This is a genomic window from Rhodanobacter hydrolyticus, from assembly GCF_044904645.1.
Map to the genome: position 1 here is coordinate 2,036,763 of NZ_JADIKK010000008.1, position 16,429 is coordinate 2,053,191.

The window sequence follows — 16,429 nt, forward strand, 5'->3', positions numbered from 1 at the left end:
GCGTCGCTAATTCTTGTGCACTTCGAGTCCGGCTTGAGGCGCTGCCATACGCACCCGGACTTTCCGGACAACGTCCGTTACCGCACGCACGACCACGTCGGGAGCATACGTCTGCAGGTACTCCGACTTGCTGTCGACAAGGATCTGCCGGCCTTGCGTGGAGTACGCGGCCATGGCGGCCTCGTTGGCCAGCATCGCCTTCGTGACTTTGGCCCGTTGCGAGGGGGGTAGCCCGCCAAGCTCATTCGTGCCGCTCAGCACGATGATCGGCTTGTCGCCGAAATCGAAGTGAAGGCGCTGGAAGGCCAGTTCGGCATCCGACAAATCCCTGTCGGGTGGCGGATCGGTGTCCTGTGTCTCGGTCGATATCGCTTCCTGCTCGGAAGGACGAGCCAACTGCGCGTCGAGCAGTCGATGAAGCGCCGGATCGGCGTTCGGCGGATTGTCCATGCAGTCCGGGTAACGCGCTGGCGTCTTGTTCAAGGCACCCCTCTGCGCCAGGGCCACGCAAGTACGTGCCTGCCCGATCTCGTTCCGGGTACCGGCGCGCCACTGATCCAGCCACGGCTGGTCGAGGACTTTTCTGGCCGCTTCATCCAGGCCGAAACTGTCCGGGTCGATCAACACCAGGCCCGCGACTTCCCGCGGGAAGTCTGCGGCGTAAAGAGCGGCATACAGGCCACCGTTGGAATGCCCCACCAGGACGACTGGCAAAGGTATCGAAGCCTGCCTGATCAGCGCATGCAGGTCATTCGCCACATGGAAAGCGGTACTGGGACCCACAGAAGGGTCGCTGAAGCCCATGCCCGCACGGTCGTAGCTGCAGACGCGCGTGACGTCAGCCAGACGTCCTTGCACGCGCCGAAAACTCAGGTCGTCATCCCCCAGGCCGGCTTCGAGGATGACCACAGGTGTTCCCGCGCCCATGCAAAACAAATTCAGGCGACGACCGTCGGGCAGCGGGATCAGGGTCTGTGCATGCTCATAGGCTGACGCCGGCACGTCCGTGACTGCGGTCCGAGGCACGGTAGTTGCGGCATCGGACGACCCGGCCCACAGCGCAATCGAAACGGTCCACGTGGCCAGAAGAATTCGCGCACGAGACGTATCGTGCATCAATCCGCCGCCTTCTTCGGCAGCAGCCAGCGCACCGCCAGGATGCCTAGCTCGTAGAGCAGGCACATCGGTATCGCCAGCATGATCATCGAGGTGATGTCCGGCGGCGTGATCAGCGCGGCCACCGCGAACGCGCCCACGATGGCGTAGCGCCGAGCGTTGCGCAGCTTGGCGATGTCCACGAGGCCCACCGCGGCGAGAATCACCACCGCCACCGGCACCTCGAAGCACAGGCCGAAGGCGAAGAACATCAGCATCACGAAGTCGAGGTAATGCGTGATGTCGGTCATCATCTCCACGCCAGCGGGAGTTACCGCGGTAAGGAAACGGAATGCCGCCGGCAGCACCAGAAAATACGCAAATGCGCAGCCGCAGTAGAACAACACCAGGGTGGCGACCAGCAGCGGCCGTGCCAGGCGCTTCTCGTGCTTGTACAAGCCGGGACTGACGAAGGCCCACAACTGGTAGAGGATCACCGGCATGCTGATGAACAGCGCAGCGTAGAAAGCCAGCTTCAGCGGCGTGATGAAGGGGCTGGCCACTTCGGTGGCGATCAGGTGCGCACCCTGCGGCAGGCGTGCCACCAGCGGCGCGGCCAGCTCCGAATACAGGCGGTTGGCGAACGGCACCAGCGCCACCAGCACCAGCAGCACGGCGGCGATGGCCTTGAGCAGGCGCGAACGCAGCTCGATCAGGTGCGAGAACAGACCCTGCTGCAGGTCGTCGCCGAGGTTGTCGGGCTCAGTGGCCGCCATGCGCCGGCTCCTTCGCTTCCACGGCAGCCGGTGGGTCGCCCAACGGCAACGACGCCTGCGCCTGGGGAGGCATTTCCTCGGTGGTCGGCAACGACACGGGCGCGGCCGCGGACTTCAGCGTCTCCGCCGCTTCCTCCATCGGCTGGCGCACCTGTTGCACGCTTTCCTTGAGCTCGCTCTGCGCGGCTTCGGCGCGCGCAGCAGCCTCGCGGGCAACCCGCTTGATCTCTTCCACTTCCAGTTCGCGCTCCACTTCGGCGCGCACGCTGTCCCAGCCGTTGCGCACGCGGCGCAGCAATGCGCCTGCCGTGCGCGCCGCGCCGGGCAGCTTTTCGGGGCCAAGCACGATCAACGCGACCAGCGCGAGCAGTACCAGCTTGCCGAAGCTGATCTCGATCATTGCCGCAAAACCCGGCCGCGCTTACTTCGACTCGTGCGAGTCGCGCTGATCCTGCGTGCTGGTGCTCGCCGACGACGGCGGCGGATCGGCACGCAACTGTTCCTTTGTCTTTTCCTTCTCGTTCTCGCCTTCGTCACCGTGCATGGCCTTCTTGAAGCCGCGCACGGCGTTGCCGAGATCCGAGCCGACGTTGCCGATCTTCTTGGTACCGAAGATCAGCAGCACGATGACCAGGAGCAGGAGCCAATGCCAGATGCTGTCAAAACCCATGATGTTCCTCGAGGCGCTTCGGGGCGGAAACGGCTCCGCCCGCGAACCGCCGATCTTCGCACAAGGCGGTCAGCGTGAAGTGTACTCTTCCAACGTGTCGCGGAACTTCACCACGTCCGGCGAAACATTGCTCACGCCGCCCTCGAAGATACGCCGCGGCGTGATGCCGGCTCCGTACACCGCCGCATTGGCGTCCTGGTCGATCTTCAGCACCGAGCCGTCCAGCGCCACGCCGGCGAACAGGCCGCGCGCGCGCGAATAGGAGTAGATCTCCGCCTTCAGTTGCTGGTCGGTGGCGGCCGAGGCGGTGCGGCCCACCGGACCGGCCGCGGCACTGGCGTCGGCGCCGATGGTGAATTTGCCGTTGACGATGGAATCCACGCCGCGCTGGGTGCGGAACACCAGGATCACGTCGGTGGAAGAGACGCCGATCTGGAAGCCGACACTGCCTCCTCCGAAGGAGATGAAGCTGGGGTTGGACCAGGTGCCGTCCGGGCTCTTCACCGAAACCAGCCCTTCGCCGCGGCGGCCGCCGAACACGAAGCCGACCTTCAGCACGTCGGGAATGACCGCGATCGCCTTCGCGTCCCTGAGCAGGTCGCTCGGAATGGACTTGTCCGGTGCCTGCTCGATCTCGTTCAACACGCGTACCGCGGCCTGCGCGCGCATCTGCGGCGTGTCGTCGTCGGCGTGCACGGCCATGGCCGGCAGCAGGAGGGCCGCGACTGGCAGCATGAAGCGATACAGAGATGTCTTCTTGAACATGACCAGCTCCGTCGTGGGGTGGGAAGGGGGCGCTTGTGGCAGACTCGCGGCAGTTTTGTCGCCAGCATCAGAATGACTAGCCACGACCACTATACCGGCCCCGCCAGCCGTTCCGCCCACGCTGCTGCGGCATCCGTTCAGACTGCCGTGCTGCTGGTGAACCTCGGCACGCCCGCCGCGCCCACGGCCAAGGCGCTGCGACCCTGGCTCGCCGAATTCCTGTCCGACCCGCGCGTGATCGACTATCCGCGCTGGAAGTGGTGGCCGATCCTGCACGGCGTGATCCTGCGCCTGCGGCCGCGGCGTTCCGCGCACGCCTATGCGCGCATCTGGGATGCGCAAGGCTCCCCGTTGCGCTGGCACAGCGAAGCCTTGGCGAAGGCGCTGCAGGCCGAACTGGGGCCGGGGGTGCGCGTGGCATTGGCGATGCGCTATGGCGAACCGTCGGTGGCTTCCACCATCGAACAATTGCAACGCGAAGGCGCGCGTCACCTGCTGGTGTTGCCGCTGTATCCGCAATATTCCGCCACCTCCACCGGCTCGGTGATCGACGCGGTGGGCGATGCGATGAAGGCACTGCGCTGGCCGCCGGAATTGCGCCTGGTCAACGACTACCACGCGGATCCGGGGCACATCGAAGCGCTGGCCACGAGCATCGAAAGCTGGTGGGTCCAACACGGCCGTGGCGACAGGCTGCTGCTCTCCTTCCACGGCATCCCCGAACGCTATGCGCAGCTGGGCGACCCCTATGCCGAGCAATGCCGCACGACTACGCGCCTGCTGCGCGAACGGCTGCGGCTGGACGAATCGCAGCTGCTGTTGAGCTTCCAGTCGCGCGTGGGCCGCGAACGCTGGCTGGAACCCTACACCGACGCCACCGTGCGCCGACTCGCTGGCGAAGGCGTGCGCAAACTCGACGTGGCGTGCCCGGGCTTTGCGGTGGATTGCCTCGAGACGCTGGAAGAAATTGCCATGCAGAACCGTGATTTCTTCGCTGCCGCCGGAGGCGAGAGCCTGCGCTACATCCCTGCGCTCAACGACAATGCAGAACAGGTGCGCAGCCTTGCCGCATTGGCACGACGGCATCTGCAGGGCTGGCCGGCGTGATTGCGCCGCGCGAACGCCGCATCGCACTGCCCCATCTCACCCTCGCCGCGCTGGAGTGGGGCGATGCGTCGGCTCCGGCGCTGGTCGCGTTGCATGGCTGGCTGGACAATGGCGGCAGTTTCGCCGCCCTGGCGCCGTTGCTGGCATCGAGCTATCGCGTGATCGCGCTGGACTTGCCCGGACACGGTCACTCGGATCATCTGCCTGCCGGCGTCAGTTACCACTACCACGATCATGTGCGGGCCGTGCTGGCCGCACTCGACGCACTGGAACTGCCACGCTGCACTCTGCTCGGCCACTCGCTGGGCGCCGGCATCGCCTCGCTGGCGGCAGCGGCCGCACCCGCGCGCATCGAGCGTCTGCACCTGATCGAAGGGCTGGGCCCGCTGGGCGACGACGGTTCGCACACATTGCAACGCTACCGCGATGCGCTGGCGGCGCCGCCGGCGGACGGCAAGGCGCTGCGCGTGTTCCGCAGCATCGAACAGGCCGCCAGCGCGCGCGCCATCGCCAGCGGCCTGGCGGCGGAGCTTGCCCGCCCCATCATCCAGCGCGGACTGCGCGAAGCCGGGAGTGGCTGGCAATGGCGCAGCGACCCGCGACTCGTACGCCCCACCGCGGTCCGCTTGGCCGAAACGCAGATCCATGCGCTGCTCGCCGGCATCGAGGCACCTACCGCTCTGCTGCTGGCGCAACCCGCCGCACCCTACCTGCCCGCGGCAACGATGCAGGCACGCGCCGCTTGCGTGCCACGCATCGAAGTCGCGCAGATGGCTGGCGGCCACCACCTGCAGCTCGAATATCCGCAGGCGGTGGCGCAATGGGCACTGCGCCACCTCGCATCCGCCCCGCACGCCGCACCTGCTCTGTAGGAGCGCACCCTGTGCGCGATGGCTTTTCGCTTCGACCAGGCGCCGGGGCAATCGCGCACAGAGTGCGCTCCTACGGCCGGATCAGCCCGAGATCGCCAATCGCTCCGACCGGTATATCTGCGCGGTGACGCCCATCGCCACCAGCGCCGCGGCCAGCGTGCCGGCGAGGCACAGCATGAGCTGGTCCGCCGCGATGCCGTCGCCACGCAACTGCTGCATGATGCCGAGGTTCTGGCCGAGTAGCGGCACTGCGTACATCCACGATTGCGCCTTGATCGGCAGGAAGGCGAGCAGCGCACTGGGGATCGCCGGAACCATCATCAGCAGCGAGACGTAGGTCTGCGCTTCGCGGTAGCTCTTGGCGAACGCGGCCACCAGGCTCTGCAGCGAGGCCAGCAACAGCACCAGCGGCAGCATCAACAGCAACACGGTGCCGGCGAAGTGCCAGCCGAGATCCAGTTCCATGCCCAGTTTTTCGGCGGGGATGAACTGGCCCACCACCGCGAACGCGAACAGGGTGATGGCGAGGCTGGCACAGGAGAACGCGCAGATCGCCGCGAGCTTGCCGGCCAGGATCTTCCAGCGCGCCACCGGGTTGGCGAACAGCGGCTCCAGCGATTGCCGCTCGCGCTCGCCGGCGGTGAGGTCGATGGCGAGGGGCATGCCGCCTATGAACAGCGCGATCACGAAGAAGTACGGCAGCATCGCGAACAGCAGCACCGCGCGCGATTGCGGCGTCGCCTGGTCGCGCTTGGCCACCAGCACCGGCCATGCGGTACCCGGCGACATGCCGCGCGCCACCAGCCGCATCGCACCCTGCTGGCGCGCGTAGGCTTCCACCAGCTTCTGCACGCGCTCCACCGCGCTGCTGGTGTCCTGCCGCGAGGAGTCGTAGAACATCTCCACCTGCACCGGCTCGCCCTTGCGCCAGGCCGCGCCGTAGTCGGCGGCGATGCGCAGCACCACGTCGGCGTCCTGCTTGCGCACGGCCTGGCCCGGATCGGCCACCGCCGCATCGGAGACGATGCCGCCCTCCCTCAGTGCGTCGAGCAGATGCGGCGCGTACTGTGCACCGATCACCGGGACATGCAGTGGCTTGTCGATCTTGTCCAGCTGCATGCTGACCTGCATGTTGATGAGCATCACGAACAGCACCGGCCCCAGCAGCGGCCCGGTGATGAAGGCACTCAGCACGGTGCGGCGGTCGCGCAGGTTCTCGCGCACTTCCTTGAGGAATACGGTAAGCATGGCGCCGGCGCGGCGCGCTTTCGAGGCGACGGCATTCATGCGGCAAGGCCCTCGTCGGTTCCGATGATCTTCACGAAGGCATCCTCCAGATTGGTTTCGCCGGTTTGCGCGCGCAGCGCATCGGGCGTTTCGTCGGCCACCACGCGACCGTGCGCGATCACCACGATGCGATCGCACAAGGCCGCCACCTCCTGCATGATGTGGCTGGAGAACAGCACGCAGCGGCCTTCCGCCTTCAACTGCTGCATGAAACGGCGCAGCCCGCGCGTGGCCATCACGTCGAGGCCGTTGGTGGGCTCGTCCAGGATCACGTTGCGCGGATCGTGGATCAGCGCGCGGGCGATGGCGGTCTTCACGCGCTGGCCTTGCGAGAAGCCTTCCGTGCGACGGTCGAGGATGTCGCGCATCTCCAGCGCATCGACCAGCGCGTCGTGGCGCTTGCGCAACGTGGCTTCGTCGATGCCGTGCAGGCGCGCGAAATATTCGATGTTCTCGCGTGCGGTGAGCCGCTTGTACAGGCCGCGTGCGTCCGGCAGCACACCCAGCGCGCGGCGTACCGCCAGCGGATCGGCCGCGGCATCGATTCCGTCCACCAGCACCTGTCCGTCATCGGGCTGCATCAGCGTGTAAAGCATGCGCAGCGTGGTGGTCTTGCCGGCGCCGTTGGGGCCGAGCAGGCCGGTGATTTCGCCGTCGCGTGCGGTGAAGCCGACGCCGTCCACGGCCTTCACCGTGCCGAAAGCCTTGTGCAGATTCCTGACTTCGATCACGAGAGGTCACTCCGGTTGAGGCAGAACTCCGGACGACGAGCCACCAGCGTCGACAACGTGGCCAGCATCGGAAGCAAGAGGACGGTGAGGAAATTCGGTGCCTTGAGCACGGCAGCCGCGAGCATGGCCGCAGCCCACAGCATGGCGTTCGCCAGTACGTAACGTTTTCTCATGGCGTGGCTCCGTTGAAATCGATGAAGAACGGCGTGGGTTGCAGGCGGTCGAGGCAGCTCGCATCCATCGTTTTCGGATCGAGCTGTTCGACGAAGTGCTGCACCAGCTGCGGCCCGCAGCCGGCCGCCATCACGCTGTGGCCCTGGCCCTTGAACAGCAGCACGCGCGCATTCGCCAGCGACTTCGCCACCTCGTCGGCATAGCGCGGCGGCGTCACCGGGTCGTACTGGCCGGTAAGCAGCAGCACGGGCTTGTCGGTCACGAGCGGTCGATGGAAATCCGCCGGCCGCGTACCCTTCGGCCACGCCGAGCAGATCGCCTTGTAACCGTCGACCATATGCGTGCCGAGCAGGGTGTTGGCGTCCTCCGGACGCGCCGTGAGCAGATCGGCATCCTCGCTGCAGATGATCGAGTACGACATACCGTTGCCGGCGAGATCGGCCATGTCCACGGTAAGCAGCTTGGCCTGCCCCAGCAGCGGACCCACGTCGCCGTGCGCAGCCGCATCGATGGACAGCGGCAGCAACGCAGCGGTGACCGGCGAGTACGCGAACATGCGCACGACGCTGACCAGCGAGTCATCGCTCAGCACGCGCTGCACGGTCTGGTAGCTCTGCGGATCGCGGAAGCTGACCGGATGAGGGTTCGCACGCAACGCATCGCGCAACTGGATCAGCGTCTGGTACGGATTGCCAAAGCGCTGCTTGCATGCGGCATCGCTTTCGCAGCGCGCAAACTGGTCCTTCAGCGCATCCTCGAGGTTGCGTGCGAAGTCCTCGCCCAGCACCACGCTGTTGGGCACCGTGCTGTCCAGAACCACGCTGCGTACCGCGTCGGGATGGCGCATGGTGTATTGCTGCGCCACACGCGTGCCGTAGGACACGCCGACCAGGTCGAACTGCGGCACAGCCAGCGCGCGACGCACGTCTTCCAGATCCTCCACCGCGTCGGTGGTGGTGTAGTAGCGCGGATCGGCATGCGACTGCACCTGCTTCAGGCAGGCTGCCGCCGCAGCACGCAGCTTGTCCGGGTCGAAGCCCCCGTCGTCGTTCGCATCGGCCTTGTCGTCGGCCTTGCAATCAAGCGCGTTGGAGCCGCCAACGCCGCGCTGGTCGACAAGCAGGATGTCCCGATGCGCGCGCAGTGGATCCAGCATCGCGCCGATCTGGCCCGCGTAATCGGTGGCGGCCTGCCCCGGGCCGCCGGCAAGGAAGGCCAGCATGTCGGGCTTGGCCACCTGCGCGCTGGAGCGCAGCACCGCCAGCTTCAACGCGATCTTGCGGCCTTGCGGCTCGGAACGATTCTCCGGTACCTCCAGCGAGCCGCACCAAGCCGCCGCGCTCAGGCCGCTGTTCGGCTGGCCGAGGTTGCATGCGGTCAACGTGAGCTTGCCGAGCTGCCAGGTGCGCGGCGGCGCCGGCTTCACTGCCACTTGCGCTTGTGCGGAAACCTGGCCCTGCGCCGCAGCCTCAGGCTCCGGCGACTGCCGCCGCGCGTGGTTGGCGGCGATGATCGCCGCGGCCACGGCCACGACGACGGCCATGCGCCTCTTGGGATTCATGCTCATGTATCGCTTCCTGGTTCGAAAATGGATTCGATCGGACGTCCAAACAACTTTGCTATCTTGAAAGCCAACGGCAGGCTGGGGTCGTACTTGCCGGTTTCGATGGCGTTGACCGTCTGCCGCGACACTTCCAGCCGCTCGGCGAGATCCGCCTGCGACCAGCCCTGCTCGCCACGCAGTTCGCGCACTTGGTTGTTCATGGGTGACGGTGTGAGAGCAGGCGGCGGATCACGCCGTAGGCACCGATCAACAGCAGCGGCACCCACAACGTTGCCCAAGGTGGTGCAGGCAATACGCGTGCGTTCTGCAGGAAGCCGCGGCTGAAGATAGCCATCCCGATCACCGCGCTGGTGGTGGCCACCGCCTGCCGTTCGATGCGCTGCCGAAGCGTGCGCGCCCGCGTTCCTGTCGAGATGGAGTAGCCACGACTATTCATCGCGCCTGCTCCTCGTCCGCCCCGCCGGGAGACGCACGGCGCTTGCGCCAGTACCGATAGCCTTGCCACGCCAGCACCAGCGCCAGGGACGAGCCCATGCCGACCAGCATCCCGATGTCGAAATCGTCGTGGCGCCAATACACCGCCAGTGCCACCGCCATCATCAGCAGGAGGATCAATGCCAGGCGCTGACGGAAAGTGAAGCCGCCCTCGGCGCAGCTCATTTCGTTGCCATAGCGCCTGTTCACCAGCCAGCGCGTGAGGCCATAAGCCGCCAACTGCAGCGGAAACACCCAGATCAGCACGATGCCATTCACTTGCACCAGTTTCGCCGCGGCGAGGAAGCCGCCAATCAGGCTGGCCGCCCCCACCAGCGCCGTGGCCACGCCGAGTGCGACCAGATGCGTCCGCTGCTCCAGTTCGTCGCTATGCAGGATGCGCCGCGCCATCAGCGCTATCACATAGAGCATCATCGCCACCGGTGCCAATGCCAGCAGCAGCTTCAGCGGTAGGCTGCCGGTGGTTCTCACCTCTGGCCACGCCAGCAGCATGAAACCGACGTACAGGGTCATCGCCACCATCACCCGACGCTGGTATTGCTTCTCCGTGAAGCGCCGCATCGGCGACTTGCTCCCGGTACTGGACTTGCGCATGGATCCCCCGCCCCTCATGTAAAGCGACCTTTACACGGCAGCGTAGAACCGGCACACACGATCTGTCAAGCGTGCTTTACACGCATTCCGACGCACAGCGTCGCGTCAAACAAGTGACGCGAGGTCATTTTCCGACGCACAATGGCACAAGGACGGCCGGTCTCTCTTCGAAGGACGACCGGCCTCTCTTCGGTGGCGGCCATTGGATCGGATTCCGAGCGTGGCTTTTTGCTGGGAAAGTTTGCCGCGGCCAGCCAAGGGAGCCTCTATGCCAGCACCGGCACCCCAGGCAACTATATTCATACATTTCAATAAGTTAAACGACATACATACAAAAATTTGTCACTTTTGTCGCCAAACTGCATAGGGACTTGCCTATCGGAAAGAGCGGGGGACTCGGCAGCAAGCCGGAAAACTTTAGGCTGTGAAGGTAAAGTGAGTAATCCATCACACTTTGGCCCGCTCTTTGCTGACCATCCCGTCGACAGCTTGCACCAACGACTGCTGAAAGGGTTTCGCCACAAATCCACTGTGGAGACACCATCGAGCTGTTGCGTTTTTCACCCACACTCCAGAAGTCCAAGGAAACCTATGAACAAGATGCTTCTTTCCGCTGCCCTCGCCGCCACCCTTGGCGCCATGGCCTTCGTGCCAGCAGCTCAGGCAGCCACCACCAACACCGGCACCATCCAGATCACCGGCAAGGTCCTGCAGGACACCTGCACGGTCGCCGTCAACGGCGGCGCCGGCACCACCGTGACCCTGACCCCCGTCATGACGTCGAACCTGGCTGCTGCCAATGCCGTCGCGGGCGCCACCGCCTTCACCCTCAACCTCAGCAACTGCGACGCCAACGCCACCTCGGCGAAGCTGAGCTTCCAGGGCGGCGCAAACAACGCTGCCGACGGCAATCTCAAGAACAACGGCACTGCTGGCAGCGTCGAAGTCCAGTTGCTGGCCGGCGGCACCAGCGGCAGCGTCATCAACGTCGGCACCAACGCCAATGCTCCGACTGTCGCGCTGACCAGCGGCTCCGGCAGCACCAGCATGGCCGCCCAGTACTTTGCGACGGCGGCAGCGTCGGCCGGCCTGGTCAGCACCAGCGCCAGCATGACCTTCACCTACCAGTAAGGGCACAGCGTGCCGCAGTCGCTCGATGCAGGCTGCGGCACGCCTTTGCATCACCCCCGGCGTCCAGCCCGGCAGGGACACTCTCGATGAAAAACCTCTACTGCACCTTGGGCGCAGCCTTGGTCGCGCTCGTCGTCGGCGTCGGCTCGGCCCATGCCAGCGTCGTCGTCGGAGGCACCCGCGTGGTGCTCCCCGCCCAATCGGGCGAGGTCACCGTGCGCCTGACCAACGACAGCGACCACCCTGCCCTGGTCGAGGCGTGGATCGATACGGGCGACCTGAATTCGACGCCGGACAACGCCAGCTCCCCCTTCCTGATCACGCCACCGCTGTTCCGCATGGATTCGCACAAGGATCAGAGCCTGCGGATCATCTACACCCAGGGCGCCCAGCCACTGCCTGGCGACCGCGAGTCGCTGTTCTGGCTGAACGTGCTGGAAGTGCCGCCCAAGCCCACCGGCCAGCAAAACGCCGGCCAGAATTACCTGCAGTTCGCGATACGTTCGCGGCTGAAACTGTTTTATCGCCCCAGCAACCTGCAGGGCGATGTAATGAAGGCACCCGACAGGCTGGCCTTCAAGATTGCTGGCGGTTCGGAAGCCGCGCTGGAGGTGCATAACCCCACGCCTTACTACGTCACGATCAGCAAGCTTTCGCTCGGCACCGACGGCAAGACCATCGACGGTGCGGACGGCATGGTGGCGCCGTTCGGCGAACTGCGCCTTTCGCTCAAAGGGTTGGCCCAGGCTCCGGCTGCCGGCACATCCATCGCCTTCACCACCATCGACGACTACGGCGCAGCCAACGCGCACAAGGCCACCGTGACGCCATGACGCCACGGCGCGCCAGGCTTCACCATCCAGTTGGGCGCCGCGCGGCGCTCGCGATGGCGTGCGGCCTGGCGCTGGCGGCAACCATGGGTTGCCCCCGCACGACGTGGGCGGCCGCCGCCTCGAGCGCCCCGGCCGACGCCAGTGCCGAAGGCGGCTTCGCCAACTTCGATCGCAGCATGCTGGCCGGAGCCGGCCACGGCACGGCGGATCTCTCCCGCTTCGAGCACGGCAACCCCGTTCTGCCCGGCATCTACAACCTCGACGTCTACCTCAACAAGAACTGGGTCGGCCGCATGGATGTGCGCTTTGCCGCACCGTCCGCCGATGCCAACGCCGTGCCCTGCGTCAGCACCGAACTGCTCGACCGGATGGGCCTTGTTCCCGCCAAGGCCGATGCCGCGACCACCGCGAAACTGTCGTCGACAGCGTGCGTGAATCTGTCCGACTTGATCCCCGGCGCCACGCTGTCCTTCGATATGGCCGACCTGCGCATGGACGCCAGCGTGCCGCAGGCTTACATGAACCAGCGGCCGCGCGGCTGGGTCAATCCGGCTTCGTGGGACGCGGGGATACCGGCGTTTCTGCTCAACTACAACCTCAACGGCTACCACACCACCAACGACGGGCAGAGCCAGACCAGCACCTATCTGGGCCTGCGCTCCGGCTTCAATTTCGGCCTGTGGCAGTTCCGGCAAGACAGCACTGCCACCTGGCAGTCGAACACCGGCCAGCCGAGCCAGCACCACTGGCACACCATCGACACCTACGTGCAGCGCGCGCTGCCCGGGATGGGCGCCGTACTGAGCCTGGGCGACAGCTACACCGACGGTGCCGTGTTCGACAGCTATGGCCTGCGCGGCGTGCAGTTGGGCACCGACGACCGCATGCTGCCGCAATCGCTGCGCGGCTATGCCCCGGTGGTGCACGGCGTGGCCTACACCAACGCCAAGGTCACGGTGACCCAGAACGGCGTGCAGATCTACCAGACCACGGTCGCGCCTGGCCCGTTCGTGATCAACGACCTCTACCCCAACGGCTACGGCGGCGACCTGATCGTGAACGTGACGGAAGCCGACGGTCGCCAGCACAGCTTCACCGTGCCCTACGCCTCGGTGGCGCAACTGATGCGCGCCGGCGTCACCCGTTTCGACTTCGCAGCCGGCCAGTTGCGCGATGCGACGCTGCAGAGCCGGCCCAATGTGATCCAGGCCGCGGTGCAGCACGGTTTCAGCGACCTCATCACGGGTTACGCCGGCGTGCAGGGTTCGGAAGGTTACGCCGCAGCCCTGGTCGGTGGCGCGCTCAACACGCGTTTCGGCGCGCTGGCGCTGGACATCACCCAGGCCCACGCAAGCATCCCCGGCTACGGCACCTACAACGGGCAAAGCTTCCGCATCAGCTACAGCAAGATAATTCCGGAGACCAATACCTCGCTCAGCGTGGCCGCCGACCGCTATTCCACCAGCGGCTTCCTGAGCCTGAGCGACGCGGAAGCCGCCCGGGACTACGCCAGCCACGGGATGGATGCACTGCAATACCAGCCATCCGACACGCAGACGATCGACGGCCTGCCGGTGCAGAGCCTGCTCACGCCGGCCCAGCTCGCGGCGCTGAGCGGCAGCGTCTACAACAGCAGCAGCATCTACACCGCGAGCGGCCTGCTGCAGCAGCGCAACCGCTTCACCCTGACCCTCAACCAGCAACTGGGGAGCAACGGCGGCTCGCTGTACGCCGACGCCTCGGTCAACGACTACTGGAACCAGGGCGGCAACGACACGCAGTTCCAGGTGGGCTACAACAACCATCTTGGGCGCATGGCCTACAGCGTCTCGGCCAGCCGCGGTCGCGTGGCACTGGGTGGCTATGACAACCAGGTGTTCTTCAACGCGACGCTGCCGCTGGGCAATACCCCGCATGCGCCCAGCATCTCGTTCAACCTCAACCACGACAACGAGAGCGGCACGCAGGAACAGGCCACGCTCAACGGCACGCTGGGCCAGTGGAACCAGTTCAACTACGGCGCCACTGCCTCGCATGGCGGCAACGACACCGGCAATGCCTACAGCGCGAACGCCGGCTACAACAGCCCCTATGCGACGTTCAACGCCAGCGTCGGCAACGGCAGCGGTTATTCGCAGGCGTCCGTCGGTGCCAGCGGTGCGGTAGTCGCCCATGCGGGCGGCATCACTTTCGGCCAACCGATCGGCGATACCGTCGCCATCGTGCACATGCCCGGCGCCGCCGGCGCGCACATCCTCAACGCACCGGGCCTCAGCGTGGATCGCAACGGCTATGCGCTCGTGCCGTACCTCACGCCCTACCAGCTCGACACCATCCAGATCGACCCGCAGGGCCTGCCTCTGGGCGTGCAGTTGGACGCCACCAGCGCCGACGTGGCGCCTTATGCCGGCGCGGTGGTGATGGTGAACTTCAAGAGCAAGTCCGGCCGCGCGATGATCGCCCGCATCCACCTGGCCAATGGCCAGCCCGCTCCGTTCGGCGCACAGGTGTTCGACGCCAAGAACCAGCCGCTGGGCGTGGTTGGCCAGGGCGGCCTGGCCCTGCTGCGCGGCGTTGCCGCCGACGGCCGGCTCAGCGTGCAGTGGGATGATGAGCAGGGCGCGGCGCACATGTGCGGGTTCCCGTATGCGCTGCCCAGAACTGACAGAAATGCGCAGGCCTATCCGCAGGTCCAGGTGATGTGCACCGCCGGAAATGACGCACCGCAGAAGCAGAAGGAGAATCGGGCATGACCAGCAGAGCCTCGTGGTCCATGCGCCTGCGCACCATCCGTTGGAATGCGCTGCTGCTCCCGGCTGCCGTCGCGTTGCTTGCCGCGACGGAACCTGCAATGGCCGTCCAGCACACCGCAGCACAATCCATGGCTGTCCGGGCGGCCGCGCAGGCTGCGGCGACGGCGTCTCCCGCATGCAGCCCGTCGCCGTCCGCGGCAAGCATCACGTTGCCCGCGGTCAGCATTTCGCCCAGTCAAAGCAACGGATTGATCGGCTCGCCTGTCAGCGTATCGGTCACTTTCGATTGCTCCGTTCCCTTCTTGAACGACAGCGACTACTCGGACAACTTCACGTTGATGACCGGCAGCCTGGCGCCGTTCGATACGACTACGACACCGCCAAGCGGCAACGGCGGCATCATGTTCACCACGAACCTGCAGGGGATCGAGGCGCAGCTCACGGCGACGCAGGTCCAGGCGAGCAACGGCGGCAACGGCCCCGATGGACAGGCCGGCTGGGCAATGGGGTCCATCGCCTGTGCCGGCTATACCAACAGCTGGTCTTGCACACCCGCCAACACCATCACGGTGACGTTCACCGCGCAGCTCGTCAAAACGGGCACGGTCGTCGCTGGCACGGTGAACAGCATCAAGCTCCTGCAGTTCTTCGACCAGGATACGTATCAGGCCAGTAGCGGCGGCGCGAACAAGACGTACGCCCCTTCGGCATCGTTTGGCACGCTGACTTTGAATTCGGTCAAGGTGTCTGCAAATGCATGTACGGTCACTGTCGACCCCACCGTGGTGACATTGCCCGCGGTTCTCGTTTCCGCCTTCACCGGCGCGGGAACGACGACCGGCCAGACGCCGTTCAATGTGCAATTGAACTGCCCGGCAGGTACCAACCTCAGCATCACCCTGGCTACCGCGAGTCCACAGACGGGCACCACCAGCGTGATCGCGCCGACCTCGGGTAGTGGCTACGCAGGCAATGTCGGCGTGCAGTTGCTCAACAGCAGCGGCAATCCCATCACTTTCGGCACAGCTATTTCCGAAGGCAAGACGACCGCCGGCGCCATGAATCTCCCGTTCAGTGCGCGCTATTACCAGACTGCATCGGGCGTCACCGCAGGCCAGGTGACCGCCACGGCCACCTATACGCTGACCTACCAGTAGCCGTTCCACGGGCATCGAACCAGCAGCACAGCGAACCCGGTGGTGCCCACGGCGTTCCCGCCGTCAATCGTAGGTGCGCACCACCACGTCCACTGCCGGTTTGCCATCACCCGCCGTGGGGGCATAGCTGGCCAGGTAACCGAGCAGGCGATCGTTCGCCATACTTGCTGCATCGATGCGTTGCACGGTACGCGAATAGGTTCGACCGGCGTCGACCGCGGACTGGCCGCAAGCCAAATGCCGGGAGGCTGTCTCACCGGACTGGGTCGACAGCGAATCGGCTCGAATGGCGTCGCCGGCGCAGGTCGGCTCAAGCACCATGCCGACGAAATTGATGTGTCCGCCTTGCGCCCACGCGGCAGGCATCGCGAGGGCGATGAGCGAACCAAGCATCCAGCAATTCCAATTGCGCATGAGCCACCCCC

Annotated in this window: 19 protein-coding genes; 6 read left to right on the forward strand and 13 right to left on the reverse strand. The window is 65.7% G+C overall.

The window, feature by feature from the left end:
* Positions 1 to 6: 6 nt before the first annotated feature.
* The 5 genes from ISP25_RS11785 to ISP25_RS11805 all read right to left on the reverse strand — a co-directional run bounded on the left by ISP25_RS11785 (position 7) and on the right by ISP25_RS11805 (position 3,306).
* Complete coding sequence (locus ISP25_RS11785; protein WP_192155587.1) at positions 7 to 1,116, reverse strand: alpha/beta hydrolase; 1,110 nt, start codon at positions 1,114 to 1,116, stop codon at positions 7 to 9.
* On the reverse strand, positions 1,116 to 1,871 hold the full coding sequence (tatC, locus tag ISP25_RS11790; RefSeq protein WP_404614082.1) for a twin-arginine translocase subunit TatC: 756 nt from the start codon (positions 1,869 to 1,871) through the stop codon (positions 1,116 to 1,118). Before tatC ends, ISP25_RS11785 begins: the two co-directional genes overlap by 1 nt.
* Positions 1,858 to 2,271: a Sec-independent protein translocase protein TatB gene (gene tatB, locus ISP25_RS11795; RefSeq protein WP_404614084.1), complete on the reverse strand. Its 414-nt coding sequence runs from the start codon at positions 2,269 to 2,271 to the stop codon at positions 1,858 to 1,860. Before tatB ends, tatC begins: the two co-directional genes overlap by 14 nt.
* A 21-nt stretch (positions 2,272 to 2,292) precedes the next feature.
* Complete coding sequence (tatA, locus tag ISP25_RS11800; RefSeq protein ID WP_192155593.1) at positions 2,293 to 2,541, reverse strand: Sec-independent protein translocase subunit TatA; 249 nt, start codon at positions 2,539 to 2,541, stop codon at positions 2,293 to 2,295.
* A 69-nt stretch (positions 2,542 to 2,610) separates the two neighbouring features.
* On the reverse strand, positions 2,611 to 3,306 hold the full coding sequence (locus tag ISP25_RS11805) for a lipid-binding SYLF domain-containing protein (RefSeq protein WP_192155595.1): 696 nt from the start codon (positions 3,304 to 3,306) through the stop codon (positions 2,611 to 2,613).
* A gap of 72 nt (positions 3,307 to 3,378) precedes the next feature.
* On the opposite strand from ISP25_RS11805, the gene hemH reads away from it, so the two are divergent.
* Positions 3,379 to 4,413, forward strand: coding sequence for a ferrochelatase (gene hemH, locus ISP25_RS11810; RefSeq protein ID WP_404614086.1), 1,035 nt, complete (start codon positions 3,379 to 3,381; stop codon positions 4,411 to 4,413).
* A complete protein-coding gene (locus tag ISP25_RS11815) occupies positions 4,410 to 5,285 on the forward strand; it encodes an alpha/beta fold hydrolase (protein WP_404614088.1) in 876 nt (291 codons plus the stop codon). Before hemH ends, ISP25_RS11815 begins: the two co-directional genes overlap by 4 nt.
* 81 nt (positions 5,286 to 5,366) lie before the next feature.
* Here the strand turns inward: ISP25_RS11815 and ISP25_RS11820 are convergent, their stop codons facing one another.
* Genes ISP25_RS11820 through ISP25_RS11850 form a run of 7 tightly spaced genes read right to left on the reverse strand, consistent with a single transcriptional unit; the run spans position 5,367 to position 10,130 of the window.
* Positions 5,367 to 6,572: an ABC transporter permease gene (locus tag ISP25_RS11820; protein WP_192155602.1), complete on the reverse strand. Its 1,206-nt coding sequence runs from the start codon at positions 6,570 to 6,572 to the stop codon at positions 5,367 to 5,369.
* A complete protein-coding gene (locus ISP25_RS11825; RefSeq protein ID WP_192155607.1) occupies positions 6,569 to 7,303 on the reverse strand; it encodes an ATP-binding cassette domain-containing protein in 735 nt (244 codons plus the stop codon). The genes ISP25_RS11820 and ISP25_RS11825 overlap by 4 nt, the downstream gene beginning before the upstream one ends.
* Complete coding sequence (locus ISP25_RS11830) at positions 7,300 to 7,476, reverse strand: hypothetical protein (RefSeq protein WP_192155609.1); 177 nt, start codon at positions 7,474 to 7,476, stop codon at positions 7,300 to 7,302. Before ISP25_RS11830 ends, ISP25_RS11825 begins: the two co-directional genes overlap by 4 nt.
* The gene (locus ISP25_RS11835; RefSeq protein WP_404614090.1) at positions 7,473 to 9,044 is read right to left on the reverse strand and encodes an alpha/beta hydrolase; all 1,572 of its coding nucleotides are present in this window, start codon (positions 9,042 to 9,044) and stop codon (positions 7,473 to 7,475) included. Before ISP25_RS11835 ends, ISP25_RS11830 begins: the two co-directional genes overlap by 4 nt.
* On the reverse strand, positions 9,041 to 9,241 hold the full coding sequence (locus ISP25_RS11840) for a helix-turn-helix transcriptional regulator (protein ID WP_192155613.1): 201 nt from the start codon (positions 9,239 to 9,241) through the stop codon (positions 9,041 to 9,043). Before ISP25_RS11840 ends, ISP25_RS11835 begins: the two co-directional genes overlap by 4 nt.
* Entirely contained in the window at positions 9,238 to 9,477 is a 240-nt protein-coding gene (locus ISP25_RS11845) for a hypothetical protein (protein WP_404614092.1), read from the reverse strand. The genes ISP25_RS11840 and ISP25_RS11845 overlap by 4 nt, the downstream gene beginning before the upstream one ends.
* On the reverse strand, positions 9,474 to 10,130 hold the full coding sequence (locus ISP25_RS11850; protein ID WP_404614094.1) for a hypothetical protein: 657 nt from the start codon (positions 10,128 to 10,130) through the stop codon (positions 9,474 to 9,476). Before ISP25_RS11850 ends, ISP25_RS11845 begins: the two co-directional genes overlap by 4 nt.
* 591 nt (positions 10,131 to 10,721) lie before the next feature.
* Between ISP25_RS11850 and ISP25_RS11855 the strand changes: the two genes are divergently transcribed.
* The 4 genes from ISP25_RS11855 to ISP25_RS11870 all read left to right on the forward strand — a co-directional run bounded on the left by ISP25_RS11855 (position 10,722) and on the right by ISP25_RS11870 (position 16,004).
* A complete protein-coding gene (locus tag ISP25_RS11855; RefSeq protein WP_192155617.1) occupies positions 10,722 to 11,261 on the forward strand; it encodes a fimbrial protein in 540 nt (179 codons plus the stop codon).
* A gap of 86 nt (positions 11,262 to 11,347) precedes the next feature.
* The gene (locus ISP25_RS11860) at positions 11,348 to 12,094 is read left to right on the forward strand and encodes a fimbrial biogenesis chaperone (protein WP_192155619.1); all 747 of its coding nucleotides are present in this window, start codon (positions 11,348 to 11,350) and stop codon (positions 12,092 to 12,094) included.
* Positions 12,095 to 12,177: 83 nt separating this feature from the next.
* Entirely contained in the window at positions 12,178 to 14,847 is a 2,670-nt protein-coding gene (locus ISP25_RS11865; protein ID WP_404614097.1) for a fimbria/pilus outer membrane usher protein, read from the forward strand.
* Between the two features lie 20 nt (positions 14,848 to 14,867).
* Entirely contained in the window at positions 14,868 to 16,004 is a 1,137-nt protein-coding gene (locus tag ISP25_RS11870) for a fimbrial protein (RefSeq protein WP_404614099.1), read from the forward strand.
* A 63-nt stretch (positions 16,005 to 16,067) separates the two neighbouring features.
* Here ISP25_RS11870 and ISP25_RS11875 read toward each other — a convergent pair whose 3' ends face one another.
* Positions 16,068 to 16,397, reverse strand: coding sequence for a hypothetical protein (locus ISP25_RS11875; RefSeq protein WP_404614101.1), 330 nt, complete (start codon positions 16,395 to 16,397; stop codon positions 16,068 to 16,070).
* Positions 16,398 to 16,429 lie beyond the last annotated feature (32 nt).